This window comes from uncultured Streptomyces sp., assembly GCF_947488945.1.
Taxonomy (GTDB): domain Bacteria; phylum Actinomycetota; class Actinomycetes; order Streptomycetales; family Streptomycetaceae; genus Streptomyces.
In genome coordinates, this window is sequence record NZ_CANLBS010000008.1 from 37,487 (window position 1) to 62,537 (window position 25,051).

The following is a 25,051-nucleotide window of genomic DNA, read 5'->3' on the forward strand; positions in this document are numbered from 1 at the left end:
TCCCTGATTGGCTGGACACGGCGCGAGGGAGAGGAGAGCCGGGTGAGTCTGGTGCTGACGAGAGGTGCGGAACCCGAGGGGGACGGAACGGTGAGCGACGGCCGCGCCCTGGGCCGGGCGCTGGTGCCGATGACGGTCGTCCCGCACGGCGGGGGCCCGTTCGAGGGGCGGGTCACCGGCGGGCGGCTGGGACATCTGCGGGTCACCACCGTCGAGGCCGGCCCGCTGCGGGCGTCCCGCACGGCACGGCACCTCGCGCTCCCGGCCGGGGAGCGTCCGCCCGGCGGCGAGTTCGTGGCGGTGGGCGTCCAGACGTCGGGATCGGTGACCCTGGTCCAGGACGGCCGGCGGTCCGTCGCGGGGCCGGGCGACCTCGTCGTGTACGACACCGCGCGGCCGTTCTCGCTGGACTATCCCGAGCGCTTCTCCACCCACGTCGTGCACGTACCGCACCGCACGCTCGCACTGCCGGACGGGGACGCCCGGCTGGTCACCGGCACGGTGGCCGGGTTCGGGGCGGCGCTGACCCCGTTCCTCACGGCGTCCACCGGCGCCGGCCAGGCAGTGGCCGGACGGATCGCCGCGGGCCTGGTCGACCTGCTGGTGACCGTGGCGGCCGAACGGACCCGGCTCGCGGAGTCGGCACGCGACGGGGAGGCCGACCCCCTGGTTGCGCGGGTGCGCGACCACATCGACCGGCATCTCGCGGACCCCGCGCTCTCCCCGGAGGCGGTGGCCAGGGCCCATCACATCTCGGTGCGGTACCTGCACCGGCTCTTCGAGGGCGAGGACACCACCGTGCGGAAGCTGATCCAGCGACGCCGGCTGGAGGAGTGCGCGCGGGTGCTGGCACGCGGCGGAAGAACGGCGCCCACGGTGGCCTCGGTCGCCCAGCGCTGGGGGTTCGTCAATCCCGCCCACTTCAGCCGTGCCTTCCGGGACGCCTACGGGGTCTCCCCGCGCGAATGGCGCACCCTGCGCGGCACGGATTCCGGCACGGACACCAATCTTCTCGCGGGCGGGGATCCCGGCACGAACGGGGATCCTCACTCGGGCGGGGCGCCGGAACCCACGGCCCCCGGTGCCGTCGTGGCGACGCACTGAGCGCTGCGTCGCCGATGCCATGCGCGGCCGGTGCCGAGTTCGCCGGCGCCCTGTCCCGCCGGCGCCCTGTCCCGCCGGTGCACGGGCAGTGCAGAAGCGGTGCGTCCTGGGACAAGTCACCCCCGGCTGGCGGTCCTACGGTATGACCGGGACCGAGCGGGCCGACCGCAGCACCCCTCACCACCGCCGGCCTTCCCGGCGGCTCAGCCACCCCCCGTGATCATTCAGGAGACGCACATGTCCGACGCAGTGGAACCCGTGGCACCCGTGCTGGAACCGGCCGCGGCCGCGTTCGCCGAGGCCACCGCCAACCCCCCGTACCTCTTCGACCTGGCCCCCGCCGAGGGCCGCAAGGCCGTGGACGAGGTGCAGTCCGGCGACATCGCGAAGCCGGCGGTGGACGAGGAGTGGATCAGCGTCCCCGGCGGTCCCACGGGCAGTGTCCGGGCGCGGATCGTACGGCCGGCCGGGGCCACGGGCCCGCTGCCGGTCGTCTTCTACATCCACGGGGCGGGCTGGGTGTTCGGCAACGCCCACACCCATGACCGGCTGGTGCGCGAACTCGCCGTCGGCGCGCACGCCGCCGTGGTCTTCCCGGAGTACGACCTCTCCCCCGAGGCCCGTTACCCGGTGGCCATCGAGCAGAACTACACGGTCGCCCGGTGGGTCGTCGAGCAGGGCGCCTCCAAGGACCTGGACGGCGGCCGGCTGGCCGTCGTCGGCGACTCGGTCGGCGGCAACATGGCCGCCGCCCTGACCCTGATGGCCAAGGAGCGCGGCGGTCTCCCGCTGGTCCAGCAGGTGCTGTTCTACCCGGTCACCGACGCATCCTTCGACACCGCTTCCTACCACCGGTTCGCCACCGGCTACTTCCTGCGCCGCGACGGCATGCAGTGGTTCTGGGACCAGTACACGACCGACGAGAGCGAGCGGGCGCAGATCACCGCGTCCCCGCTGCGGGCGACCACCGAGCAGCTCACCGGTCTGCCCCCGGCGCTGGTGATCACCGGCGAGGCGGACGTGCTGCGCGACGAGGGCGAGGCGTACGCGGCCAAGCTGCGCGCCGCCGGCGTCGCGGTCACCGCCGTGCGGGTCCAGGGCGTCATCCACGACTTCGTGATGCTCAACGCCCTGCGCGAGACGCACGGCGCCCAGGTGGCCATCGACCTCGCCGTCGGCACCCTGCGCACCGCTCTCACCGCCCGCTGACGCGTCCCTTTCACCCACCCCAACCCTCCCCGAGGAGAAGAACACACATGACCACTCAGCCGTCCCCGACGGTCGTCCTCGTCCACGGAGCCTTCGCCGACGCCGGCAGTTGGTCCGGGGTCGTCGCCGAGCTGCAGAGCCACGGGGTGCCCGTGGTGGCGCCGTCGAACCCGCTGCGCGGACTGGCGGCGGACTCCGCGTACATCGCGTCCGTGGTGTCCCGGATCGACGGTCCCGTCATTCTGGTGGGCCACTCCTACGGGGGTGCGCTGATCACGGTGGCCGGCACCGCGCAGAACGTGGTCGGTCTCGTCTACGTGGCGGCGTACGTGCTCGAAGAGGGCGAGAGCCTGGGCGAGTTGCAGGGCCGCTTCCCGCTCTCGGCGCTGGTGAGCAACCTCAGCGAGGGCACGTACCCGGTGCCGGGCTCGGAGCCGGCGGTGGAGGTCACCATCACCGCCGAGGCGTTCCCCCAGATCTTCGCCGCGGACGTCCCGGAGGACGTCACCAAGGTCCTCGCCGTCTCCCAGCGTCCGCTGGCCGCGGGCGCGTTCGCCGAGACCGCGTCGGCCGCCGCCTGGAAGACCAAGCCGTCCTGGGCCTTGGTGGCGGGCGCGGACCACGCCATCAACCCCGAGGTCGAGCGTTTCGGCGCCGAGCGGGCCGGGGCCACCGTCGTCGAGGTGGACGGAGCTTCCCACGCGGTCGCGGTGTCGCAGCCGAAGGCCGTCGCCCAGCTGATCCTGGACGCGGTGCGCGCGACGGGCTGACCGTGTCCCCGAGCCGCTGACCCGCGGGGCGACCGGCCCGTCCGGCCGCTCCGCCACCGCCGAGCCGTGCGTGCGCACCCCGACCGGGCGCGCGCACGGCTCCGGCGTTGCGGGTGTGCGCGGGCGGTCAGCAACGGGTGCGCTGCCGGTCAATCGGGTCTGCCGCGGGCACCTAGCGTCGTCGTGTTCCGTACTTCACCACGCCCCGCAGGAGGCGCATCATGACCACCGCACACTCCCCCGCCGTCGGCGAGCGCCGGCCGTCGTCGCACCGGACGGGGGTGCTCGTCCAGGACTTCGGGACGGTCAAGCAGTTCCCGATCGGGCTGTCGCAGGAGGCGCGCGTGTCCTCCTGCCGGCTCCTCAACCAGCTTCTGGCGGACACCCAGATCCTCTACGGCCTCTACAAGAAGCACCACTGGCTGATGCGGGGGGTGACCTTCTACCAGCTCCACCTGGTGCTGGACAAGCACGCCGGGGAGCAGCTCGACATCGTGGACGCGCTGGCGGAGCGCGTACAGACGCTCGGCGGGGTGGCGGTGGGCGATCCCCGGCACGTCGCGGAGATCACCTCGGTCCCGCGTCCGCCGGACGGCGTGGAGGAGGTTCCGGCGATGCTGTCGCGGCTGCTGGAGGCCCACGAGGCGATTCTGGTGGCGGCGCACGACGCCGCCGCACGGGCCGCCGGGTCCGGCGACGACGGCACCAACGATCTGCTGGTCTCGCAGGTGATCAGGACCGGGGAGCTCCAGGCGTGGTTCCTCGCCGAGCACCTGGTCGACACCCCACTGGTCCGCGCCTGACCCGCGCACCGGCGCGCGGACCCGGGGCACCTCAGCCCTCGGAGCCCGCGTCCCGCGGGAGCGCGTACAGGCCCGGCAGGTTGACCACGACGGCCTCCTGGGTGCTGCGGGCGATGACGACCACGGCCTCCTCGGCCGGGTCGGGGTTCTCCTCGCGGTGCGGGACGAAGGGCGGGACGAAGACGTAGTCGCCGGGGGACGTGCGCAGCCGCACCTCCTGCGGCTCGTCGCCGGAGTCGTCCACGAAGACGAACTCGGGGTGACCGGACACCACGTGGATCGCGGTCTCCGACTCGCCGTGGTGGTGGTCGGAGGAGGAGGTCGAGGGGGCGACGTGGGTCTGCCCCATCCAGAGCTTCTCGGAACCCACGGTCTTCCCGCTGACGGCGGCGAACCGGCGCATGCCGCCGGTCTGGGCGGTGTCGCCGTCGAGGGCGTCGGCGCGGATGTGGTGCAGCCGGGTGTGCAGGGGCGCGGCGGGCCGGCCCGGGGCGTCGTGGAGGTGAGGGTGGAAGCCCTCACCGGCGGTCGTCAGCGGCTCGGTCATGGCGCGACGCTAGGGCGGTGCCGAAAAGGATGTCAAGAGGTATCCATTGCGGTTCACCTGCGGCAATGTTCCCGCAATGTTCGACGGACGCCGGTGCCGGCCGGGCCGCGGAAGCGGCGGAACCGCTCGCCCGGGGGCCGGGTGTCCGGTCATGATGGCGGCATGCATATCTCCGCGAAGGCGGACTACGCCACGCGTGCTCTGATGGAGCTCGCCCGTGAGCCTGGCCGCCCGCTGACCTGTGAGGCGATCGCCTCCTCGCAGGAGATTCCGTTCCGTTTCCTGAAGTCCGTGGTGGGCGAGTTGCGCCGGGCGGGCCTGGTCCGCAGCCAGCGCGGTTGCGAGGGCGGGTACTGGCTGGGCAGACCCGCCGACCAGATCACCCTGCTGGACGTCGTGCGCGCGGTGGACGGCGAGGTCCTCACCCTGCGCGGCGAGCCGCTGGCGGGGCTCGCCTATCCGAGCCCCGCCGCCGCTCTGCCCGGGGTGTGGCGGCAGATCGAGGAGGCCGCGGTGGCGGTGCTGGGCGGGTTGCCGCTGACCTCTCTGCTGCCCGCCGGCGCCGTGCCGCAGCAGTCCGGGGCCGCATGAGCGGGGACCGGACACGGCCCGAACCCGCCGGGGAGGGCGCCGCGTTGGAGGTGGTGGAGTACACCGATCCGCTCTGCCCGTGGGCCTGGGGCTCCGAGCCCGTCTTCCGCGCGGTGCGGGACGCGCTGGGCGACCGGGCCCGGTGGCGGCGCGTCCACGCCATCCTCTTCGACCACGACGACGACCCGCCGCCCGACCCGGCCGCCGAGACCGCCTGGTACGCGCGCCACGTGGCCGGGATCAGCGGCCACACTCTGGCCCCGTACCCGGTCCGGCTGCTCCGGGTGGCGGCGGAGTCCTGGCCGGCCTCGCTGGTCGCCAAGGCGGCCGAGTTGCAGGGCGCGGAGGTCGCCGACCGGGTGCTGCGACGGCTGCGGGAGACCGTGTTCGTCCTCGGCGACCCGGCGGACACGCCCGCACGCGCCCTGGCCGCGGTACGGGGCGTGCCGGGGCTGGACCTGCGGCGGCTGGAGGCCGACGCCGCGTCCGACGGCACCCGGGAGCGGGTCCGGGCCGACCGGGCGGAGGCGCGGCGGCCGGTCCCGGAAGTGCTCTCCGGGACCGGTGGGGCGGAGGGATCGCCGCACCCCGGAACGGCCAAGGAGACCTCGGACGGGGAACTCCGCTACGCCTTGCCGACGTTGCTGTTCCGGTCCCCGGCGGGCCGGCGCGTGGTCCCCGGCTGGCGTCCCTACGGGGCTTACGCGGAGGCGGTGGAGGCGCTGCTGAGCGGTCCGGCTCCGGAGCCCCGGCGGCTGGAGCCGGCCGAGGCGCTGGAGCGGCACCGCAGCCTGACCGAGCCGGAAAGGCGCTGGTCGGCGCCGGGGTCGTGGCCGCCGCCCGGGGCGGTGCGGGTGGAGACCGGGAACGGGCCGCTGTGGCTGCATCCGGACGAGGCCGCGACGCACCCGGCGGCCACGGACCGCTCGGAGACCGGCCACTGAGAGGCTGTCGGGCCGCTGTTCCGCAGAATGAGACACCCTTTGGTGTCCATTGACAGTCGACGACGAACGACCCCAGGATGTGCACCATGCTTACGACGCACCCCGGTGTGGAGTGCCGCTACGTGGACCTGCGGCGCACGTCCAGCGCTCTCTGTCGCTGACCTCCGCCCGCCCCCGGACCACGAGCGCCGCCCGCCCGCTGCCGGCGGTCACGACCGCCCGCCGTACGGCCGGACCCGTCCGTCCGCCGTGTCCGCATCCCGCCTCCCGTCGCGCCGCGGGCGATCACGTCCGAAGGTGACGCCCGCTCCGGGGTGATCCGCCCGTGCGGGGTCCGCCCGTACGGCGGTCCCACGGCGACTTTCGTCCGCGTACCGCCCCGCTCGGCAGCGTCGCCCGCGAGGCATCCGTACCGCCGGAACACGCGCGCCGCGAGGGCGACCCCGCGATGTCACCCGCCACCCGCTGTGCGCCGCGCCGTGCCCAGGCGCTCCCGTCCGCCTCCACGCCCCCGACCCCGCCACGCCCCGATCCCGCACGCCCCCGTCGGCCGACGCCCGGCCCGCCGCGTCCGTACGCCCGGCGCCGCTCTCCACGCACCGCTCGCCACGCACCGCCCACCCGCGCCCCGGCGGGGTACGCCCGTACTCCGACGCCGGTACGCCGGGCCGTCGCGTCCCGATCACCCACGCCCCGATCGCCCACGCCCCGAGCTTCCGCGCCCCGCCCCGGCGGAGCCCGTCACAGAGAGAACGCGATGTCTCCACGTCTCACGATCCGACGCCCCCGGCCGGACGGCACCGCCGCACGGCGGCCCCGCCGGCTGCGCACCGCCGCTCTCGGCACCGCCCTCGCCACCCTGCTGGTCCCCGCTCTCGCCGCCTGCAGCGGCGGCGCCTCGGCTTCGGCGGGCGGCTCCACGCTGAAGTGGGCGTCCTCCTACTTCCCGGCCCACTGGGACCCGGTGGTCTCGGGCAGCGGCGCCCAGTTCCGCGAACTTGCCTTGGTGTACGCCTCGTTGACCCGGACGAACGAGAAGGGCGAGGCGGTTCCGGACCTCGCGGAGAGCTGGGAGTACAACGACGAGGGCGACCGGATCACCTTCCATCTGCGGCCGGGGCTGAAGTTCAGCGACGGTCTGCCGGTCGACGCGACCGCCGTCAAGGCGGCGATCGAGCGGGCCCAGAAACAGAAGAACTCGGCGCTCTTCGGCGACCTGACCTCGATCGAGTCGGTGCGGGCCGAGGGCCTGGACGCGGTGCTCGAACTGAGCCAGGTCGACTACCAGATACCCCAGTTGCTCGGTCAGCGGGTCCTCCAGATCGCCAGCCCGAAGGCAGCGAAGACACCGGAGAAGCTGGACCAGAACCCGGTCGGCGCGGGCCCGTTCGTCGTGAAGCAGCTCGTCCCCGGGACCAAGGCCGTCCTGACGAAGAACCCGGACTACTGGGACGCGGAGAACATCCACATCGAGCAGGTGGAACTGACCTCGGCGCCCGACGCGTCGACGGTGGTCTCGGGTCTGCAGACCGGGGTCTACAACTTCGCCGACATCAAGCCGAGTCAGGCCGACGCCGCCAAGAAGGCCGGCCTCGACGTGTTCGTGCAGCCCGGCTTCAACGCCTCCAACATCAGCCTCAACGTCAACAAGGCGCCCTTCGACGACGACCGGGTGGTCGATGCGGTACGGCACGCGATCAACCGCCAGGAGTTCGTCGACAAGCTGACCTTCGGCTACGGCGAGGCCACCGACCAGCCGTTCCCCAAGGGCTACGTGGCCTACGACCCTGAGTCGGAGAACACCTATCCGTACGACCCGGCGAAGTCCAGGAAACTGCTGGCGGAGGCGGGCCACCCGGCCGGGGACATCACGCTCGACCTGGTCATCCCCACCGAGGACCCGCAGGCCGAGATCGTGCAGTCCCAGCTCGCGGCGGTCGGCATCAAGGTCACCATCAAGATCGACAAGAACTGGGCCACCCCGTTCTTCGCCAAGGACCTGACTCTGTCGCTGTACGGGACCACCGGCCGCGACTCCGCGGTGCAGACGCTCACCGCCCACTTCGGACCCGACGGCCCCCTCAACCTCTCCACCCCGTACGAGCCCGACGGCTTCGCCGAAGCGACCGCGAAGGTCCGTCAGACCCCGCTGGACGCACCGGAGTATCCGCGGGCGCTGCGGGCGGCGACCCGGGCGGGCCTGGCCAGCAAGGCACTGGTCTTCACCTACTCCTCGCCGAACCTGCTGGCCAAGAGCGCCGCCCTCTCGGACCTGCCGAAGAACCCGGCGCACCTCGACTGGACCGGCGTGACCCTCTCCGGCGGCTGACCACCACCGGCCCGTCCCCCTCCCCACCTCCAGAGAGGAGGCACCTCCATGACGACGCACACGCTTCCGGTCGGGGCCGCCCGCCGTCGCGGGGTCGCCGCCGCCAGGGCGCGGCACTCGCTCGGCCGCGTCCTGGCGGTCCTCGCCCGGTCGGTCGCCCTGTTCGTCCCGGTGTTCCTGGTGGCGACGTTCGTCACCTTCGCCCTGCGGTCGCTCAGCGGGCTCAGTCCGGCGCGCATCCAGCTCGGCGAGAACGCGACCCCCGAGGCGATCGCCCGCGTCGAGGCCCAATGGGGCCTCGACAAGCCCTTCCTGGCGCAGTACGGGGACTGGTTCTCGGGCGTGCTGCACGGGCAGCTCGGCGCGAGCTGGGTCAACGGGGCCGACATCTCGACCCTGATCGGCCTGGGCCTCGGCGTCAGCCTGTCCGTCGCCACGTTCGCGCTGGTCATCGGAGTCGTCGGCGGCTTCGTGCTCGGCACGGTCGCCGCGCTGCGCCGCACCACACTGCTGGACCGCGCCATCACCGGACTGGTCACCGTCATCTCGGTGATGCCGCCGTTCGTCGTCGGCATCGTGCTGGTGTCGGTGTTCGCGGTGGGCCTCGGCCTGTTCCCCTCGGCCGGCTACGTCCCGGCCGAGCAGGGGTTCGGCCCGTGGCTCGCGCACATCACGCTCCCCGCCCTCGCCCTGAGCTGCGACGTCGTCGCCGACGTGGCGCGCCAGATGCGCACCGGTCTCGTCCAGGCGTACGGCGAGAACTACGTGACGGGCGCGGTGGTACGGGGACTGGGCCCGCGGAGGATCTTCTTCGGCCATGTGCTGCGCAACGGTCTCGGGCCGACGCTGGCCACCCTCGGGCTGAAGTTCCCGGCCCTGGTCGGCGCCTCGGTGGTGACCGAGTGGATCTTCGGGTTGCAGGGCTTCGGCCGGTTCGCCAACGACTCGGCGCAGGCCGGGGACGTGCCGGCGGTGCAAGGCGTCCTGGTCGTCTCGATCGTGCTGGTCGTCTCCTTCAACCTGATCGTCAACCTGGTGCTGGCACGCGTGACGCCGGCCTCGCAGCGGGGGGTGTGACATGGTGCGCCGCGTCCTTACCCTCACCTCCGGCCGGATCGCCCTCGCCATCCTGACCGCGGTCGCGCTGCTGGCGCTCCTCGGGCCGTGGCTGGCGCCGCAGGACCCGCTCGCCACCAGCGACGACACGCTCGCCGTCACCTCCTGGGCGCACTGGCTGGGCACCGACTACCTCGGCCGGGACGTGCTGAGCCGGCTGCTGGACGGCTCGCGCGTCAGCGTGCTCGGGTCGCTGGAGGTCGCGTTCACGGCGCTGGCCGTCGGTGCGGTGCCGGGCATCCTGTCGGTGTACCTCGGCCGGGTCTTCGAGTGGCTCACCCTCCGACTGGCGGACACCCTGGTCGCCCTGCCGTTCCTGCTGTTCGCGGTCGCGGTGATCGCGCTCCTCGGCAACGGCATCACCCAGGCCATGCTGGTGACCGGGGTGCTGGTGTCCCCGCTGTTCTACCGGGTGTCCCGTGCCGCCACGCTGGCCGTCGCCCGTTCCCCGTACGTGGAGGCGGCGATCGTCTCCGGCGCCTCGGTCGGGTGGGTGGTGCGCCGGCACGTGTGGGTCAAGGTGCTGCCGCCGATCGCGGTGGCCCTCGCCCAGACCATCGGCGTCGGGTTCGTCATCGTCTCCAGCCTGACGTTCCTCGGCATCGGGGTGCAGCCGCCCGCGCCGACCTGGGGCGGGCTGCTCGCCTCCGACCTCGGCTACCTCGGCCAGCGGCCGTGGGCCCCGCTGGCGCCCGCGCTGCTGATCATGGTGACCGTCTGGGCGAGCAATCTGCTGGCCGACGCGATCCGCGACGTCTCCGGCGAGGCGGGCCGGGCGTTCGCCCTGGCGGGCCGGGCCCGCGCCGGCCGCCCCGACCGGAACCGCCCCGTCCACTCCGGAGGTACCCGATGACGCCCCTGTCCCAGAAGGTGCTGTCGCACGACGACCGGGACACCGCCGCCGGGAGCCCGGCGGCCGTCGCCCAGGCCCCCACCGCTCCCCCGGTGCTCACCGTGCGCGACGTGCGCATCGGCGACCGGGCCACCGACCGCGAGATCGTGCACGGCGTCAGCTTCTCCCTCACCCCCGGCCGGACCGTCGGCATCGTCGGCGAGTCGGGCAGCGGCAAGACGCTCACCTGCCGGGCCGCGCTCGGCATCCTGCCGCCGCACTTCGAGATCACCGGCGGCTCGGTGGAGATCGCCGGCACCGACATCGCCGGGCTGACGCCCGCCGCCTGGACGGCACTGCGGGGCACCACCATCAGCGCGGTCTTCCAGGACCCGGCGTCCTATCTCAACCCGTCCATCCGGGTGGGCGCCCAGATCGCCGAGGTCGTCCGGGTCAAGCAGGGCCTGAAACGGCGGGAGGCGAAGCGCCGGGCCGTCGGACTGCTGCGGGCGGTGCGGCTGCGCGACCCGGAGCTGGTGTACGGCCAGTACACCTTCGAACTCTCCGGCGGGATGCTCCAGCGCGTCCTGATCGCGGCGGCCATCGCCGCCGGACCGCGCGTCCTCATCGCCGACGAGGCCACCACCGCGCTCGACGTGACGGTGCAGGCCGAGATCCTCGACCTGCTGGCCGAACTCCGGGAGCGGGACGGCCTGGCCCTGCTCGTCGTCTCCCACGACCTCGCCGTCGTCGCCCAGTTGTGCGACGAGGTGCTGGTCATGCGGGACGGCGAGGTGGTGGAGCAGGGGCCGACGCACCAGGTGCTGTACGAGCCCCGGCACGCCTACACCCGGCTGCTGATCGCCGAACACGACGCTTACGGCCTGGAGAAGTTCCTCGCCCCGAAGGAGGACCCGTCGTGACCCCCGAACCTTCCGGCAGCCCGTCCGCCGGCCCCGGTCCCGGTCCCGCCCTGGAGGTCACCGGCCTGGAGGTGCACTACGGCCGGGGCCGCCGGCGGCGCACCGTGCTGCGCGGGGTGTCGCTGCGGGTGGCGCCCGGCGAGGCCGTCGGCCTCATCGGCGAGACCGGCTCGGGCAAGTCCACCCTCGCGCGGGCAGCGCTCGGCCTGGTCCGCCCCTCGGCCGGCCGGATCGTGGTCGGCGGCGAGGACGTGACCGGGTACGGCAGCCGCGGATGGCGGGCGCTACGCCGCAGCGGCGTCCTCGGTCACGTCTTCCAGGACCCGCTGCGCAGCCTCGACCCGGACCTCACCATCGAGGAATCACTGGTCGAACCGCTGCTCGTCCAGGGCGTGCCGCGGGCCGCGGCGGCCGCGCGGGCACGGGCGTTCCTGGACCGGGTGCGGCTCTCCGGGGAACTGCTGGAGCGGCTGCCGGGAGAGCTGTCCGGCGGGCAGCGGCAGCGGGTCGCGGTGGCCCGCGCGCTGGTCACCGAACCCGGGCTGATCATCCTGGACGAGCCGGTGAGCGCCCTCGACTCGGCCAACCGGGTCCAGGTCCTGGAGATCCTGAAGGAGCTCCGCGACTCCGGCACGGCCCTCGTCCTCATCTCGCACGACCTCGGCTCGGTCGCCGGCACCGCCGACCGCATCGCCGTCCTCCACCGCGGCGAACTGGTCGAGGACCGGGCCGCCCGCGACGTCGTGGGCGACCCCCGCCACCCGTACACCCGGCTGCTCGTCGGGTCGGCGCCGACCCTGCGCGCCGCCCCCGCGAGCCGGGCCGAGCGCGAGGCGCTGCGCGCCCTCCTCGACGCCTGACCCCGCATCCCCGGCCCCCCGGCCTCCCCGCTCCGACGGAAGGACCACCCCATGTCCCGCACGATCCACCTCGCCCTGCACCCGTACGGCGTCGGCGGTCCCGGCCAGCACGGCCTGTGGAAGGACCCCCGCATCGCGAAGAACTCCAGCATCGACGTCCAGCACTACATCCAGCAGGCGAAGGCGGCCGAACACGCCCTGTTCGACGCGCTGTTCATCGTCGACAGCCAGTTCATCAACGCCACCTACCCGGCGCACTACCTCAACCGGCTGGAGCCGCTGACCCTGTTGTCGGCGGTGGCCACCCACACCCGGCACATCGGACTGGTGGGCACGGCGAGTTCGACGTACAACTCGCCGTTCAACCTGGCCCGCCGGTTCGCCTCGCTCGACCACATCAGCGGCGGGCGCGCCGGGTGGAACGTGGTGACCAGCTTCGACACCGGCACCTCGCGGAACTTCGGGCTGGAGGAGCACCTGGACTACGCCACCCGGTACGGCAGGGCCCTGGAGTTCGTGGAGGTGGCGCGCGGGTTGTGGGACTCCTACGAGGACGACGCGTTCCCGGCCGACGTGGCCCGGGACCTCTTCCTGGACCCGGCCAAGCTGCACGCGCTGGACCACGAGGGCGAGCACTTCCGGGTGGCGGGTCCGCTCAACATCTCGCGTTCGCCGCAGGGCCAGCCGGTGATCTTCCAGGCCGGCGTCTCCGACGAGGGCCGCGACCTCGCGGCCCGGGTCGCCGAGGGCGTCTACGCGCCGGGCGGTTCGCTCCAGCAGGCGCAGGAGTACTACGCGGACGTGAAGCGGCGCACCGCGGCCCACGGCCGCGACCCCGAGCACATCAAGATCTTCATCCACGGCTCCCCGGTGGTCGCCGCGACCGACGAGGCGGCCCTGCGGCGCGAGCGGGAGATCCACGACGAGGACAACGACTTCACCCGCAATCTCGCCCTGCTGGGGCGGTCGTTCGGCGCGTACGACTTCAGCGTGCACGATCTGGACGCGCCGTTCCCGGACGTGGCGCACCTCGCCGAGAAGGGCGGCCGGACCGGGGCGTCGGCCATCATCCAGCGGGCCCGCGAGAACAATCTGACGCTGCGTCAGGTAGCGGATTCCCTGAGTGAGTTCCGGCGTTCGCCGTTCGTCGGGGCACCGGAGACGGTCGCCGACACCATCGAGCAGTGGTTCGACGCAGGCGCGTTCGACGGCATCAACCTGGCCTTCCGCACCGGTGACGAACTCGACCTGTTCGTCGACGGCGTCGTGCCGCTCCTGCAGAAGCGCGGGCTGTACCGCACCGCGTACACGGCCGACACCCTGCGCGGCCACCTGGGCCTGCCCGTCCCCGAGAACCGCCACACCGCCGCCGGCGCCCACGCGCTGAACGGCTGAGGGCGCGGACATGGCCGAGGGACAGAAGGGAACAGGACTGTCGCCGACCGGTGGCCGCGACGTGCACACCGTCCGTTTCCCGGTCGGCGCACCACCGGCCTCGGTGGACGTGCTGGTCGTCGGTGCGGGCCCGGTGGGTCTGGCGGCGGCTGTCGAACTGACCGCCCGCGGGGTCGAGGTCGCTGTCGTCGACCGGGCCCGCACCGCCACGCTCGTCCGGGCGGGCGCGATGGGCCACACCGCCCGGGTGGTCGAGCACTTCCGCCGCTGGGGGCTGCTGCGCCGGATCCGCGACGCGTGGACCTACCCGCCCGAATGGAACCAGGGCCTGCGCTGGGTCACCTCGCTCGCCGGTCACGAACTGGTCCCCGCCGCCCGTCCGTCCTTCACCGGCGGGACGGCGCGCGGGGCCGGTGCGGGCGAGGCGTTGCGCCGGCCGCAGACCGTGCTCCAGCGGGTGTTCCTGGAGCACCTGGAGGAGCAGCGGGTGAGCGTGGCGGGCAGTTGGGAGCTGGTCGCGCTGCGCGAGGACGCGGACGGCGTCGAGGCCGAGATCGTGGGCGTCGGCTCCGGGGAGCGGCGCACGGTCCGGGCCGGGTACGTCCTCGGCACGGACGGCGCCCGCTCCACCACCCGCCGGCTGGCCGGTATCGGCCGCACCGGCGCGTACGCGACCGAGAAGCGGTTGCGGCTCATCGTCCGCACCGGCGACATCTCCGGCCGGGTGGGCGCCGCACCGAACGCCACCAACATCGTCGTCAACGCCACTGCGTCCGGTTTCCTGGCGGCGGTCTCGACCCGCGAATGGCGTGTCTACGCGGGACCGTATCCACTGGAACACGAGCCCACCGACAGGGAGTTGCTGGGGGTGGCGGGGGCGGCGTTCGGGTTCGACGCCGGGTTGGAACTGGTCTCGGCGACGACCTTCCACCATGCGACCCGGGTCGCGGAGACGTTCCGGCGCGGCCGGGTGCTGCTGGCCGGGGACGCCGCCCACGTGCGCACCCCGGGCGGCAATCTCGGCGAGGGGATCGGGGACGTGGTGAACCTGGGGTGGAAACTGGCGGCCGTGATCGCCGGCGACGCCCCGCCCGCCCTGCTCGACTCGTACGACCAGGAGCGGCGGACGCACGACCAGCGGGTCGCCGACCACGCGCTGGAGGAGTCGCTGCGCAGGGAGGCGACGCTCGCCGAGATCCGGCGGGGCGGCGTCCCGGACGACGCGGACACGGGCCCCGAGGCGGCCCGGCGCCGCGCCGAGATCGGCGAACGGCTGCGCCGCGACCGGTCCGAGGGGGCGGGCGTCACCTTCGACGAGCGGTACGACTCCTCGGACGTGCTCTGGTACGAGCCCGGCCAACGGGAGTCGGAGCCGCCCTGGCGCGCCGACGTCTACGAGGACGACGCGCGGCCGGGCCACCGGGCGCCCGACGGCCCGGTCGATCCGTACGGCGGCACGCTGCACGACCGTATGGGCGACGCGTTCGCGCTGCTGGTGCTGGTCGAGGACCGATCGGTGGAACACGCCTTCGCCGCCGAGGCGGTGGGCCGTTCGCTGCCCTTCACCGTGGTCCACCTCACCGATCCGGCGGCGCGCGCGGTGTACGGGGCGGGCGGGGCCACCCACGTCCTGGTGCGGCCCGACCAGCACGTGGCCTGGCGCGGCGCGACACTGCCGCCGGGCGGCGCCGGGGCGGTGCTGGACCGGGTGACGGGCCGGCACCTCGGCCCGCCGGCCACCGGTGCGGTGCCCGCCCGAGCCGTGCCCGCCGGTGCGGCGAGCGCGTGACCGCCCCCCGCGCAGCCTCTCCCGGCACCCCTCACCCGCACCGCTCCCCCGTCCCCTCCCCGTACCGTCCGAACCCCAGGAGCACCGACATGACCGAGTACACCGATCACCGGACGCCCGAGGGGCTCCGCGTACGCGGCACGATCCTGGTGGTGCCGGGGCGGGGCGAGTCCCGTGCGACGTACGCCCGGCTGGGCAGGCGGCTCGCCGCCGACGCCTACCGGGTCCGCGTCCTCGACGCCCCCGATCCCGCCGGGGCGGCCGACGATCCGGCGGGGTGGCTGGCGCGCTTCGGTGCCGCCCTCGACCGAGCGGCCGAGGACACGGCCGACGGGGACGGCGTGGTGCGCCCCGTCGTGGTGGTGGGCGCCGACACCGGGGCGGTCGCCATAGCCGCGCTGCTCGGCGGTGCGGCCGACGGCGGCGGCCGGACGCCGGACGCCGTGGTCCTGGCGGGGCTCCCGGCGCCGGACGCCCCGGTCCCGGCCGGCGACGACTGGGAGGGCGAGCTCGACGTGCGCACCGCCTGTCCCGTTCACCGGGGCGTCCTCACCGACGACGCACTCGTACGGCGCGGCTCGCTCCGCGAGGCGGTGCCCGCGTCCCTGCTCACGGCCGCGTGCACCGGCACGATCGGCGTCCCGGCCCTGTTCCTGGCCGGCGAGGCCGATCCTCTCGCGGACCTGGACGCGATGGCGGCGGCGGTGAAGGGACTGACCCGGGCGCGCCTGTCGGTGGTGCGGGAGGCGCGTCACGATGTGCTGAACGACCTTCAGCACCGTTCCGTGGCGGCCGAGATCGTCACCTTCCTGGAGGCCCTGCGCACCGCGCTGGTGCCGGCCGTCGCCGTGCGGTCGAGCTCCTGGTGAGGCCGTCCGGACCGTGACCGACGCGCGGGCGGCCGGGCACGTCGCCGTCCTCCCCGACCGGGCCCCGCCCGGTCCGCCCCGCACACCCCTCTGCCCGACCCCGAAAGTCTTCCGACCCCGAAAGGTCGTCCCATGGCCGCCATCCTCTCCGTCTCCGGAAGCCCCTCCGCCACCTCCCGTACCGCCCGCCTGGTGCGGCATCTCGACGACCGGCTCAGGGACCAGGGCCATGACGTCACCTCGCTGGAGGTGCGCACCCTGCCCCCCGACGCGCTGCTCGGCGCCGATTTCGGGCATCCGGCGATCGTCGCGGCCGCCGCGCTGTTCGAGCAGGCCGACGGCGTGGTCATCGGCACCCCCGTCTACAAGGCGGCGTACTCCGGGCTGCTCAAGACCCTGCTCGATCTGCTGCCGCAGTACGCGCTGACCGGCAAGACCGTGCTGCCGCTGGCCACCGGCGGCTCCACCGCGCACGTGCTGGCGATCGACTACGCGCTGCGCCCGGTGCTGAGTTCGATGGGCGCGGCGCACATCGTGCCGGGCTGGTTCACCCTCGACAAGGACCTCACGGTGGGCGAGGACGGCACCCTGCGGGTGGCGCCCGGCACCGCCGGGGCGCTGGAGGAGGTGACGGACCGCTTCTCCCTGGCACTGGGCGGCCGGCTGCCGGTGCTGGCCGCCAGCGCCTGAGCGGAGAGCGACGCCGCCGGCGCTCGCCGCTCAGGCGCTCACGGTGCTCCGGCTCTCCGGCTTCCGGAGGACGGTGGCGGGGTGCACCGCCCCGTCCGGCACGGCCACCCGCACCGGCACGGCCACCGGGGCCGGGCCGCACGGCACCGGGCGCCACCGGCCCGTCGGCCGATGACGCCCGGTGCGTCCCCCGTATGTGCCTGTGCCTCCCCGCTCCCCCGCGCACCCCGTAGGTCCGGCGATGCGTTCCCCCGATCGGGCGGTGGGACGCGTCTCCGCCGCGCGGGCCGGACGGGCGGTCGGACCCGTCCGGCCCGTCCGATCAGATGTCGACGACCCGGTAGGCGAGGGTGTAGACGCCGCCGGAGCCCTCCAGCACCCGGTACTGCGTCTCCGCGCCGAACTCGTTGCCCGTGACGGTCACCGAGCCGAGCCGGTCGTCGCTGCTGGTGCTGTCGTAGTCCCACAGCGAGAGCGTGCGGGACTCGGTCTTGCCGAGCACCAGCAGGCCGTTGCCGTTGCTCCCGTCCAGGGCGCGGCGGTAGCCGGTGCCCATGGTCTGGTACGACGCGTTGGCGGGCCAGAGCTTCACGGCCTTGCCGCCGTTCGCCGCGATGTTGAGGTAGGCCTCGTCGTGGTCGCCCTCGCTCTCGTCGTTGCAGTACAGGTCGACGAGCTGGATCTGCACGTAGTCGACCGGATCGGCCTGGGCGGCGCCCGCGGCGCCCACCAGGGAGGTGAGGCCCAGCGCGCCCGCGAGGGCGAAGGTGGTCAGTCGTCGGACGTTCATGATGTCCCCCGTAGTCTCAGGTGGTCGCCGGTCCCCCGACCGGCTCGAGGAACAGACTGCCGGACCGCGGGCCCACCGTTCTACGCGCGTTCCGCTGAGCGGAACCGCCGCGCGGGGAGAGCCTGTCCGCGGCACGGCCCCACCCCTGACGATCCGTCAGTAATGCAGGACGGGTGGCAGGCGGGGGGAGGACACGCCGGCCCGAGCGAGGGCCGCGGTGACGGCCGCGCCCGCCTGCGCCGCCTCCCGGGCCGCCCGTTGCAGCTTCTGCGCGGAGAGCGTCATGACGGTGATCGCGGCGACGGTCCGCTCGTCCCGGCCCCGTACCGGCAGGGCCGCGCAGCACACCCCGTCCACGACCTCCCCGCGCTCCAGCACCGCCCCCGGCAGCCGGCCCCCGGAGCCGGCTGCCGGTCTGCGTTTCTCCGCGCTCAGCACCTGGCCGGCCGCCGTGTCCAGCAGGAAGCTCATTCCGTTCCGCACCGGCACCAGCGGCTCCGCCTCGCCCGGCACGGACGCGACGGTGAGGGCCCGGCCGTCGTGCAGGACGGTCAGCAGGGCGCTCGCCCCGGTGGCCGCCCGCAGCCGGTGCAGCGGGTGACGGGCCGCCACCCGTAAGCCCGGGTGCGGCTCCCACGCCTGTCCGAGGCAGTAGAGCTGCGAGCCGACCCGGTAGCGGCTGCCCCGCCGCTCCACCGCGCCGACCAGCAGCAACTGCTCCAGCAGCCGGTGCGCGCTGCCCTTCGGCAGGGCGCACACCGCCGCGATCTCGGTGAGCCCCGCCTCCCCGCCGCACCTGCGCAACGCCTCCAGGAGGGCGAACGCGCCCTCGATCACCCCTCGCCCGCGGTCCGTTCCCCGCTCACTCGCCTCGCCCGTCTGTCTCGACATCTCTCCCCCGGTCGGTCACCGGGCCGTGCCCCCTCGCACGGCCGCCGGGAGAGGATGCCCGACCTTCACAGCGGGTGCACACCCCGCCACGCGCGAACGTGACCCACCGCACACCGGTCGCGGGTACCGGTGGGGACGGGAGGGGCCAAGGGGTCGGCAGGGAGGGGAGAGAGGCGGCGCGCTTCCCCAGGGCGAGGCACCACGTCCGTCCGGCACGGCGTCCGTCGTACAGCTCCGCACCCCGTGCGCCGAAAACAACAAGGGCAGGGAGAACCCTCTCCCTGCCACGGTCAGGATATCGCGCACGGGGGGCCTTGCGGCAAGGCCCCCCGCGGGGCACAGAATGTCCGGCCGAGGCCACGACCAGCGGAAACGAGGGCACGACATGCGTGTGGTGATGTCGGGACACGGGAAGCGCGACCATGTCGGCCCCGTGGGCGGACGGCGGGGCGGAGGACCGGGCCGTGCGACGCGTACGGGCGGCGCGGCACGGGGGGCGACCCGATGAGCGGGGCGTACGTACGCGAGCTGCGCGAGGTCGACGGGACCTGGCTCGGGACCGTCGGCGGCAAGGCCGCCCAGTTGGGGGCGCTGTCGAGGATCGACGGCATCCGGGTGCCGGACGGTTTCTGCGTGACGACGGACGCCTTCCGGGACGTCGCGGCGCGGGTGCCCTCGCTCGGTGAACGGCTGGACCGGCTGTCCGGTCTCGGCCCGGACGACCGGGAGGCGATCTCCGCGCTGAGCGCGGAGATCCGGCGGGTCCTCGAAGAGGCTCCGCTGCCGGACGGTCTCGGGGAGGCCGTGCGGGACGCCCTCGCCCGGCACGGCGACGGGGCCGCCTGGGCGGTCCGGTCCAGCGCGACGGCGGAGGACCTGCCGACGGCCTCCTTCGCCGGCCAGCAGGACACGTATCTCAACATGGTCGGCGCCGCGTCGGTCCTGCGGCACATCGGCCGGTGCTGGGCGTCGCTGTTCACCGAGCGGGCGGTGGCCTACCGGCTGCGCAACGGGGTCGACCACCGCACGGTCCTGATGGCCGTGGTCGTGCAGCGGATGGTGTTCCCCGAGGCGTCCGGCGTGCTCTTCACGGCCGACCCGGTGACGGGCGACCGCACGGCCGCCGTGGTCGACGCCGGATTCGGCCTCGGCGAGGCCCTGGTCTCCGGCCTGATGAACCCGGACGTCTTCACCGTGCGGGACGGCGAGGTCGTCGCGAGGACGGTCGCCGTCAAGGAGCGTGCCGTGCGCGCCGTGCCGTCCGGCGGCATCCGGGAGGTGGAGGTCGAGCCCCGGCTGCGGGACCGGCCGGCGCTGACGGACGCGCAGGCCGTGGCGCTCGTGGAGACCGGGCGGCGGATCGAGGCGCACTTCGGGCGCCCCCAGGACATCGAGTGGTGCCTGGACGACGAGGGGTTCCGGATCGTCCAGAGCCGGCCGATCACCACGCTGTTCCCCGTCCCCGAAGCGGACGACGGGGAGAACCACGTCTACGTCTCCGTCGGCCACGGGCAGATGATGACGGACCCCATGAGGGCCCTCGGGCTGTCGATGTGGAAGCTGACGGCGATGGTGCCGATGCACGCGGCCGGCGGCAGGCTGTTCGTGGACGTCACCCCCCGGCTGGCCGCGCCCGCCGGCCGCGCCGCCCTCCTCGACGCCATGGGAAAGGGCGATCCGCTGGTCCGGGACGCGCTGGAGACCGTCCTCGGCCGGGACGGGTTCGTCCCCCGGCTCCCCGACCCGGCCCCCGCCGGGCCGCCTCCCGGTACTCCCCCGCCCCCGGTCGAGACCGATCCGGCCATCGTCACGGGGCTGGTCGCACGCAGTGAGACGTCCGTCGCCGCCCTGGAGCGCGACATCCGCGCGAAGTCCGGACCCGAGCTGTTCGACTTCCTGCGGGAGGCGTTCGCGGAGCACAAGCGGGTACTGAGCGATCCGCTGTCCATCCGGGCGCTGATGGCGGGGATGGAGGCCACCTGGTGGCTGAACGACAGGCTCCTGGAGTGGCTGGGCGAGAAGAACGCCGCCGACACGCTGACCCTGTCGGCTCCGGGCAACATCACGTCCGAGATGGGGCTGGCGCTGCTCGACGTCGCGGACGTGGTCCGTCCGCATCCGGAGGTGGTGGCGTTCCTGCGGAACGCCGGGGACGCCGGGGACGCGGACTTCCTGGACGCGCTGGCGAAGGTGGCGGGCGGCCCGGAGGCGCGCGGGGCGATCGAGGCGTACCTCGACCGGTACGGGATGCGCTGCGTCGGCGAGATCGACATCACCAGGCCGCGCTGGCACGAGCGGCCGAGCACGCTGGCGCCGGTCATCCTGGACCACGTCCGCGACTTCGCACCGGGCGCCGCCGCCCGCCGCTTCGAGGAGGGCCTGCGGCGGGCGCGCGCCTTCGAGCAGGACGTGCTGTCCCGGCTGCGGACCCTGCCGGACGGAGACCGCAAGGCCGACGAGACCCGGCGGACGATCGAGCGGGTCCGCACCTTCATCGGATACCGGGAGTACCCGAAGTACGGCATCGTCAGCCGCTACGCCGTCTACAAGCGGGCGCTGCTGGCGGAGGCGGACCGACTGGTGCGGGCCGGGGCGACCGCCGAGCGGGAGGACGTCTTCCACCTCACCTTCGAGGAGTTCCACGAGGCGGCGCGCACCCTGCGGGTGGACGCGGGGCTGGTGGCGCGGCGCAAGGAGGAGTTCCGGTCGTACCACGCGCTCACCCCGCCCCGCGTGCTCACCTCCGACGGCGAGGCCCTCACCGGGGCGTACCGCCGCGACGACGTGCCGGCCGGAGCACTGCCCGGGGTGGCGGTGTCCGCCGGGACCGTCGAGGGCCGGGCCCGTGTCGTGCTCGACCTGGCGGACGCCGACCTGCGGGCGGGCGACATCCTGGTCACCGCCCACACCGACCCCAGCTGGTCGCCGCTGTTCGTGGGCATCGCGGGACTGGTGACGGAGGTGGGCGGGGTGATGACGCACGGCGCGGTGGTCGCCCGCGAGTACGGCCTGCCGGCGGTCGTCGGCGTGCAGCGGGCCACCCGGCTGATCCGGGACGGGCAGCGGATCCGGGTGCACGGCACGGACGGGTACGTGGAACTCCTGTCCTGACGGCGCGGGGCCGGGGGCGCTCGGGCGGGTTCCGGTGGGCCGGAGCCCGACCGGTGGCGGACCGGTCAGGAATCGAGAAGCGGGGCCACCGGGCGGCCTCTAGCCTGCATGCATGGACATCACCATTCACACCGTCGCCCTTCCGCACGTGGACCCGGACGCCTCCCTGGCGTTCTACCGCGACGTCCTCGATTTCGAGGTCCGCAGCGACGTCGGACAGGGCAAGATGCGCTGGATCACCGTCGGACCGGTCGGCCGCCCCGACACCTCCATCCTGCTGGCGCCGCCGGCGCTCGATCCCGGCATCACCGAGGACGAGCGCCGGACCATCACCGAGATGATGGCCAAGGGCACCTACGGCTGGATCCTGCTGGCCACCCCCGACCTCGACGGCGTCTTCGAGAAGGTGCAGGCCGGGGACACCGAGGTGGTGCAGGAGCCGACCGAGCAGCCCTACGGCATCCGCGACTGCGCCTTCCGCGACCCGGCCGGCAACCTGGTCCGCATCCAGCAGCTCCGCTGACCGGCAAACGGGACCGGCCGTCGTGCACGGGCCCGTCACCAGCGCCCACACCGCGCCGCGCCGCGCCGCGCCGCCGGCGCCGACGCCCACACCGCACGCACTCGCCCGTCGCCGAAGGAGTACGCCCATGTGCCGTCCGGGGTGGGGACGGGCCCGTGCCGCGGCCCAGCGCCTCGCGGAGTTCGCGCGGTTGCGCCGCGTACGGGACCGGCTCGACCGGGAGTACGCGCTGCCGCTCGACATGGAGGCGCTCGCCCGCGAGGCCGGCATGCCGGCGGGCCTGCTCGGCCGCAGGTTCCGGGAGGCCTACGGCATCTCCCCGTACGCCTATCTGACGGCCCGTCGGGTCCGGCTCGCCGTGGTGCTGCTGGGGCACGGCACGGCGGGGCCCGCCGAGCTCCACCGCCTGGTGGGGTGCCCGTCGGCGTCCGTCCTGCGCACCCGGTTCACCGAGGCGGTGGGGGTGGCGCCGGAGGCGTACCGGCCGGGGTGACCGCGCCCGGTCAGGCGCCCGGTACCGGCTCCTCGTCCGAGGCGAGGATGGACGTCTCCAGTTTCCGCAGCAGGCGGGCCAGTTGGCGGCGCTCGGCGGGGGTGACCCCGCCGAGCATGCGGCGTTCGTTGTCGAGGTGCTCGGCGAAGACCGTGTCCACGGTGGCGAGGCCGTGGTCGGTGAGGCGGGAGTAGACGACCCGGCGGTCCTCGGCGTCGCGTTCCCGCACGATCAGACCGTCCTTCTCCAGCCGGTCGATGCGCAGGGTGACGCCCGCCGAGGAGACCAGGCCCGAGTCGGCGAGCTGCCCGGCCGTGAGCCGGTACGGTTCGCCGGCCCGGCGCAGGGCGGTCAGCACGTCGAAGCCGGCGACCGACAGGCCGTGGCGCTCGATGGAGGCGGTGAGCCGGGTGCTGTAGCGGAGGAAGGACCGGTGAAGCCGGGCCAGCACCTCCAGCGGCGCGGTGTCCAGGTCGGGGCGTTCGCGCGCCCAGTCCTCGACCACCTTCGCCACGGCGTCGTCGCCGGCCGGTTTCGATGCGGCCATCGGCCTTCCCTTCCACGGCTCCCGCCGGCGTCCCCTCCCGGCCTTCCCACTGCGCTTGCCACCGTGCCCGCCCCGGGGTCACCCGCGCGAAGGCATGGACGGCAGCCGTGACACTGCCGGTATCGGCACATGTCACAGCACTGAGAATCTTACCGCTGAGGCGTCGCGGGCGTACCCGTCATGATCACACGGCTTTCCGCGCGGTCCCACCCGCGACGCCCGCCGCCTCCGTGCCGTCCGCCGGGGCGGGGGCGACGGAGGCGGGCCTCGTGCGGTGGGGCGGGACGGCCAACCGCCCCTGCCGCCTCAGGAGTTCAGCTCCTCCAGGGTCTTGCCCTTGGTCTCGACGGCGAACCAGGCGATGACGACACCCACCGCGCCCATGACGGCGAGCTGGGCGAAGACGAGCGGCAGTCCGCCTCCCGCGCCCATGATCGCGCCGACCACGACGGGGCCGAGGATGACGCCGAGTCGGTTCCAGATCCCGCCGAAGGCAGCGCCCTTGGCCCGGTTCTGGGTCGGGTAGAGCTCGGGCGAGTAGAGGTAGAGGCCGCCGTTGATCGCGTAGAGGAAGAAGGTCGTGCAGGAGGCGAGGACGGCGACCTGGAGGCCCGAGGTGGCGCCGAGCAGGGCGAGGACGCCCAGCGAGAGGACGGTTCCCGCCAGGGCGCCCATCAGCGCGTGGCGGCGGCCGATCCGGTCCACGAGCAGGGCGACGGCCAGGGTGCCGAGGAGACCGGTGACGTTGCTCAGCAGGGTGTAGACGAGGGCCGTCGTCAGGTCGAGGCCGAACTCCTTGGTGTAGAGGGAGGGCAGCCAGGTGGAGATGCCGTGGTTGACGTAGTAGGCGACGAACCACAGGCCCGAGACGACGGCGGTGCGGCGGAGGTAGCGCCCCTTGAAGATGTCGCGCAGCCGGCCCGCGGTGACCTCGTCGGGGACCTCGGTCGCGGGGGCCGGCAGCGGTTCGCGGGTGCCGCGGACGACCTCGGCCTCGATGCGCAGGATGGCCGCTTCGGCCTCCTCGGTGCGGCCGCGGGCCAACAGCCAGCGCGGCGACTCCTCGACCTTGCGGGACAGCACGGCGGCGATCACCACCGGCAGCGCGCCGATCAGGAACATCGCCCGCCACCCGAAGTGCGGGATCACCCAGACGGCGATCAGGGTGGCCGCCGCGAGGCCGGCCGGGAAGACCATCTCGTACAGCAGGAAGAAGCGGCCCCGCTGGTCGGAGCGGGCGATCTCGTTGATGTAGGTGGCGGCGACGGGCACCACGCCGCCGATCCCGAGCCCCTGGAGGAAGCGGAACAGGGAGAACATCTCGATGGAGCCGGAGAAGGCGACCGCGAGGCTGGCGAGGCCCGTGAGGGCGACGCCGAGTGCGACGGTGCGCACCCGGCCGATCCGGTCGCCCAGCCAGCCCGCCGCCAGAGCGCCCAGCAGCATGCCGACGGAGGCGGAGGTGACCGCGAAGGTGGACTGCCCGGTCGACAGGTTCCACTGGTCGGCCAGTTCCGGAAGGGCCGAGGCGGCCAGCAACTGGTCGAACGCCTCGAAGAAGGTGACGGCTCCGATGAGGAAGCGCACCTTGATGTGCCAGCGCGAGTGCGGCAGCCGTTCGAGTCGTGCGGCCACGGAGCCGAGGGCTGGTTTGCCGGCCACCGTCGTCATAAGGGGGTCCCTTCCGCCTACAGAGGAGTTGCGCAGACACTAGGGCGATGTACCTAAGCGGTCAATGGTTAAGGGCTTAGAAATAGGATGTTCACGCGACCCGCCCGCTTTCACGACCCCCGCCGCCACCGCCTCGAACTGGACCGTCGAATTTTTCCGGAGCGGGGCCTTGCGCCAAATTATTTAAGCCCTTAGATTTCTAGCACTTCGACAACGAACGCCCCAGCCGGGGAACGGCCCCTGCGGCCCGCCCG

At 73.8% G+C, this 25,051-nt stretch carries 23 protein-coding genes; 18 read left to right on the forward strand and 5 right to left on the reverse strand.

What is annotated here, in order from left to right:
• The first annotated feature begins 42 nt into the window (after nt 1-42).
• The 4 genes from Q0994_RS14685 (at nt 43) to Q0994_RS14700 (ending at nt 3,886) form a co-directional block, all read left to right on the forward strand.
• Nucleotides 43-1,104 (forward strand): helix-turn-helix domain-containing protein, encoded by a 1,062-nt coding sequence (locus Q0994_RS14685; protein WP_299534242.1) that lies wholly within the window; start codon nt 43-45, stop codon nt 1,102-1,104.
• 237 nt (nt 1,105-1,341) lie between these two features.
• A complete protein-coding gene (locus Q0994_RS14690) occupies nt 1,342-2,313 on the forward strand; it encodes an alpha/beta hydrolase (protein WP_299534245.1) in 972 nt (323 codons plus the stop codon).
• A 47-nt stretch (nt 2,314-2,360) separates the two neighbouring features.
• Nucleotides 2,361-3,083: an alpha/beta fold hydrolase gene (locus Q0994_RS14695; RefSeq protein ID WP_299534247.1), complete on the forward strand. Its 723-nt coding sequence runs from the start codon at nt 2,361-2,363 to the stop codon at nt 3,081-3,083.
• Between the two features lie 221 nt (nt 3,084-3,304).
• Nucleotides 3,305-3,886 carry a Dps family protein gene (locus Q0994_RS14700; protein WP_299534250.1) on the forward strand — a complete coding sequence of 194 codons (582 nt, stop codon included), beginning with the start codon at nt 3,305-3,307 and terminating at the stop codon, nt 3,884-3,886.
• Nucleotides 3,887-3,917: 31 nt separating this feature from the next.
• On the opposite strand, the gene Q0994_RS14705 is transcribed toward Q0994_RS14700, so the two are convergent.
• Entirely contained in the window at nt 3,918-4,433 is a 516-nt protein-coding gene (locus Q0994_RS14705; protein ID WP_299534253.1) for a cupin domain-containing protein, read from the reverse strand.
• 162 nt (nt 4,434-4,595) lie between these two features.
• Between Q0994_RS14705 and Q0994_RS14710 the strand changes: the two genes are divergently transcribed.
• From Q0994_RS14710 to ssuE, 11 genes are all read left to right on the forward strand, one after another.
• Nucleotides 4,596-5,024, forward strand: coding sequence for an Rrf2 family transcriptional regulator (locus tag Q0994_RS14710; RefSeq protein WP_299534256.1), 429 nt, complete (start codon nt 4,596-4,598; stop codon nt 5,022-5,024).
• Complete coding sequence (locus Q0994_RS14715; RefSeq protein WP_299534258.1) at nt 5,021-5,968, forward strand: DsbA family protein; 948 nt, start codon at nt 5,021-5,023, stop codon at nt 5,966-5,968. Before Q0994_RS14710 ends, Q0994_RS14715 begins: the two co-directional genes overlap by 4 nt.
• A 757-nt stretch (nt 5,969-6,725) precedes the next feature.
• Entirely contained in the window at nt 6,726-8,297 is a 1,572-nt protein-coding gene (locus Q0994_RS14720; protein ID WP_299534260.1) for an ABC transporter substrate-binding protein, read from the forward strand.
• Nucleotides 8,298-8,345: 48 nt separating this feature from the next.
• Nucleotides 8,346-9,374 carry an ABC transporter permease gene (locus tag Q0994_RS14725; RefSeq protein ID WP_299534262.1) on the forward strand — a complete coding sequence of 343 codons (1,029 nt, stop codon included), beginning with the start codon at nt 8,346-8,348 and terminating at the stop codon, nt 9,372-9,374.
• A gap of 1 nt (nt 9,375) precedes the next feature.
• Entirely contained in the window at nt 9,376-10,266 is an 891-nt protein-coding gene (locus Q0994_RS14730) for an ABC transporter permease (RefSeq protein WP_299534264.1), read from the forward strand.
• Nucleotides 10,263-11,168 carry an ABC transporter ATP-binding protein gene (locus tag Q0994_RS14735; RefSeq protein ID WP_299534266.1) on the forward strand — a complete coding sequence of 302 codons (906 nt, stop codon included), beginning with the start codon at nt 10,263-10,265 and terminating at the stop codon, nt 11,166-11,168. Before Q0994_RS14730 ends, Q0994_RS14735 begins: the two co-directional genes overlap by 4 nt.
• Nucleotides 11,165-12,028 carry an ABC transporter ATP-binding protein gene (locus Q0994_RS14740; protein WP_299534268.1) on the forward strand — a complete coding sequence of 288 codons (864 nt, stop codon included), beginning with the start codon at nt 11,165-11,167 and terminating at the stop codon, nt 12,026-12,028. Before Q0994_RS14735 ends, Q0994_RS14740 begins: the two co-directional genes overlap by 4 nt.
• A gap of 51 nt (nt 12,029-12,079) precedes the next feature.
• Nucleotides 12,080-13,423, forward strand: a complete 1,344-nt coding sequence (locus Q0994_RS14745; protein WP_299534270.1) for an LLM class flavin-dependent oxidoreductase — start codon at nt 12,080-12,082, stop codon at nt 13,421-13,423.
• A gap of 10 nt (nt 13,424-13,433) precedes the next feature.
• Nucleotides 13,434-15,212, forward strand: coding sequence for an FAD-dependent monooxygenase (locus Q0994_RS14750; protein WP_299534272.1), 1,779 nt, complete (start codon nt 13,434-13,436; stop codon nt 15,210-15,212).
• 89 nt (nt 15,213-15,301) lie between these two features.
• Complete coding sequence (locus Q0994_RS14755; RefSeq protein WP_299534274.1) at nt 15,302-16,081, forward strand: alpha/beta hydrolase; 780 nt, start codon at nt 15,302-15,304, stop codon at nt 16,079-16,081.
• Nucleotides 16,082-16,213: 132 nt separating this feature from the next.
• Nucleotides 16,214-16,771: an NADPH-dependent FMN reductase gene (gene ssuE / locus Q0994_RS14760; RefSeq protein WP_299534276.1), complete on the forward strand. Its 558-nt coding sequence runs from the start codon at nt 16,214-16,216 to the stop codon at nt 16,769-16,771.
• Nucleotides 16,772-17,093: 322 nt separating this feature from the next.
• Here the strand turns inward: ssuE and Q0994_RS14765 are convergent, their stop codons facing one another.
• Nucleotides 17,094-17,561, reverse strand: coding sequence for a hypothetical protein (locus tag Q0994_RS14765; protein WP_299534277.1), 468 nt, complete (start codon nt 17,559-17,561; stop codon nt 17,094-17,096).
• 156 nt (nt 17,562-17,717) lie between these two features.
• On the reverse strand, nt 17,718-18,452 hold the full coding sequence (locus tag Q0994_RS14770) for an IclR family transcriptional regulator (protein WP_299534278.1): 735 nt from the start codon (nt 18,450-18,452) through the stop codon (nt 17,718-17,720).
• A gap of 504 nt (nt 18,453-18,956) precedes the next feature.
• Here Q0994_RS14770 and rph point away from each other — a divergent pair.
• The 3 genes from rph to Q0994_RS14785 all read left to right on the forward strand — a co-directional run bounded on the left by rph (nt 18,957) and on the right by Q0994_RS14785 (nt 22,579).
• The gene (rph, locus tag Q0994_RS14775) at nt 18,957-21,563 is read left to right on the forward strand and encodes a rifamycin-inactivating phosphotransferase (protein WP_299534280.1); all 2,607 of its coding nucleotides are present in this window, start codon (nt 18,957-18,959) and stop codon (nt 21,561-21,563) included.
• Between the two features lie 112 nt (nt 21,564-21,675).
• The gene (locus Q0994_RS14780) at nt 21,676-22,086 is read left to right on the forward strand and encodes a VOC family protein (protein ID WP_299534282.1); all 411 of its coding nucleotides are present in this window, start codon (nt 21,676-21,678) and stop codon (nt 22,084-22,086) included.
• 127 nt (nt 22,087-22,213) lie between these two features.
• Nucleotides 22,214-22,579, forward strand: coding sequence for a helix-turn-helix transcriptional regulator (locus Q0994_RS14785; RefSeq protein WP_299534285.1), 366 nt, complete (start codon nt 22,214-22,216; stop codon nt 22,577-22,579).
• A gap of 10 nt (nt 22,580-22,589) precedes the next feature.
• Here Q0994_RS14785 and Q0994_RS14790 read toward each other — a convergent pair whose 3' ends face one another.
• Nucleotides 22,590-23,126: a MarR family winged helix-turn-helix transcriptional regulator gene (locus tag Q0994_RS14790; RefSeq protein WP_299534288.1), complete on the reverse strand. Its 537-nt coding sequence runs from the start codon at nt 23,124-23,126 to the stop codon at nt 22,590-22,592.
• Between the two features lie 306 nt (nt 23,127-23,432).
• A complete protein-coding gene (locus tag Q0994_RS14795; RefSeq protein ID WP_299534291.1) occupies nt 23,433-24,797 on the reverse strand; it encodes an MFS transporter in 1,365 nt (454 codons plus the stop codon).
• Nucleotides 24,798-25,051 lie beyond the last annotated feature (254 nt).

What these genes read in the sequence shown, in the direction of transcription:
- Q0994_RS14690 (WP_299534245.1), top strand. Translation starts at nt 1,342, where the DNA reads ATGTCCGACGCAGTGGAACCCGTGGCACCCGTGCTGGAACCGGCCGCG.
- Q0994_RS14695 (WP_299534247.1), top strand. Translation starts at nt 2,361, where the DNA reads ATGACCACTCAGCCGTCCCCGACGGTCGTCCTCGTCCACGGAGCCTTC.
- Q0994_RS14700 (WP_299534250.1), top strand. Translation starts at nt 3,305, where the DNA reads ATGACCACCGCACACTCCCCCGCCGTCGGCGAGCGCCGGCCGTCGTCG.
- Q0994_RS14705 (WP_299534253.1), bottom strand. Translation starts at nt 4,433, where the DNA reads ATGACCGAGCCGCTGACGACCGCCGGTGAGGGCTTCCACCCTCACCTC.
- Q0994_RS14710 (WP_299534256.1), top strand. Translation starts at nt 4,596, where the DNA reads ATGCATATCTCCGCGAAGGCGGACTACGCCACGCGTGCTCTGATGGAG.
- Q0994_RS14715 (WP_299534258.1), top strand. Translation starts at nt 5,021, where the DNA reads ATGAGCGGGGACCGGACACGGCCCGAACCCGCCGGGGAGGGCGCCGCG.
- Q0994_RS14720 (WP_299534260.1), top strand. Translation starts at nt 6,726, where the DNA reads ATGTCTCCACGTCTCACGATCCGACGCCCCCGGCCGGACGGCACCGCC.
- Q0994_RS14725 (WP_299534262.1), top strand. Translation starts at nt 8,346, where the DNA reads ATGACGACGCACACGCTTCCGGTCGGGGCCGCCCGCCGTCGCGGGGTC.
- Q0994_RS14730 (WP_299534264.1), top strand. Translation starts at nt 9,376, where the DNA reads ATGGTGCGCCGCGTCCTTACCCTCACCTCCGGCCGGATCGCCCTCGCC.
- Q0994_RS14735 (WP_299534266.1), top strand. Translation starts at nt 10,263, where the DNA reads ATGACGCCCCTGTCCCAGAAGGTGCTGTCGCACGACGACCGGGACACC.
- Q0994_RS14745 (WP_299534270.1), top strand. Translation starts at nt 12,080, where the DNA reads ATGTCCCGCACGATCCACCTCGCCCTGCACCCGTACGGCGTCGGCGGT.
- Q0994_RS14750 (WP_299534272.1), top strand. Translation starts at nt 13,434, where the DNA reads ATGGCCGAGGGACAGAAGGGAACAGGACTGTCGCCGACCGGTGGCCGC.
- Q0994_RS14755 (WP_299534274.1), top strand. Translation starts at nt 15,302, where the DNA reads ATGACCGAGTACACCGATCACCGGACGCCCGAGGGGCTCCGCGTACGC.
- ssuE (WP_299534276.1), top strand. Translation starts at nt 16,214, where the DNA reads ATGGCCGCCATCCTCTCCGTCTCCGGAAGCCCCTCCGCCACCTCCCGT.
- Q0994_RS14765 (WP_299534277.1), bottom strand. Translation starts at nt 17,561, where the DNA reads ATGAACGTCCGACGACTGACCACCTTCGCCCTCGCGGGCGCGCTGGGC.
- Q0994_RS14770 (WP_299534278.1), bottom strand. Translation starts at nt 18,452, where the DNA reads ATGTCGAGACAGACGGGCGAGGCGAGTGAGCGGGGAACGGACCGCGGG.
- rph (WP_299534280.1), top strand. Translation starts at nt 18,957, where the DNA reads ATGAGCGGGGCGTACGTACGCGAGCTGCGCGAGGTCGACGGGACCTGG.
- Q0994_RS14780 (WP_299534282.1), top strand. Translation starts at nt 21,676, where the DNA reads ATGGACATCACCATTCACACCGTCGCCCTTCCGCACGTGGACCCGGAC.
- Q0994_RS14785 (WP_299534285.1), top strand. Translation starts at nt 22,214, where the DNA reads ATGTGCCGTCCGGGGTGGGGACGGGCCCGTGCCGCGGCCCAGCGCCTC.
- Q0994_RS14790 (WP_299534288.1), bottom strand. Translation starts at nt 23,126, where the DNA reads ATGGCCGCATCGAAACCGGCCGGCGACGACGCCGTGGCGAAGGTGGTC.
- Q0994_RS14795 (WP_299534291.1), bottom strand. Translation starts at nt 24,797, where the DNA reads ATGACGACGGTGGCCGGCAAACCAGCCCTCGGCTCCGTGGCCGCACGA.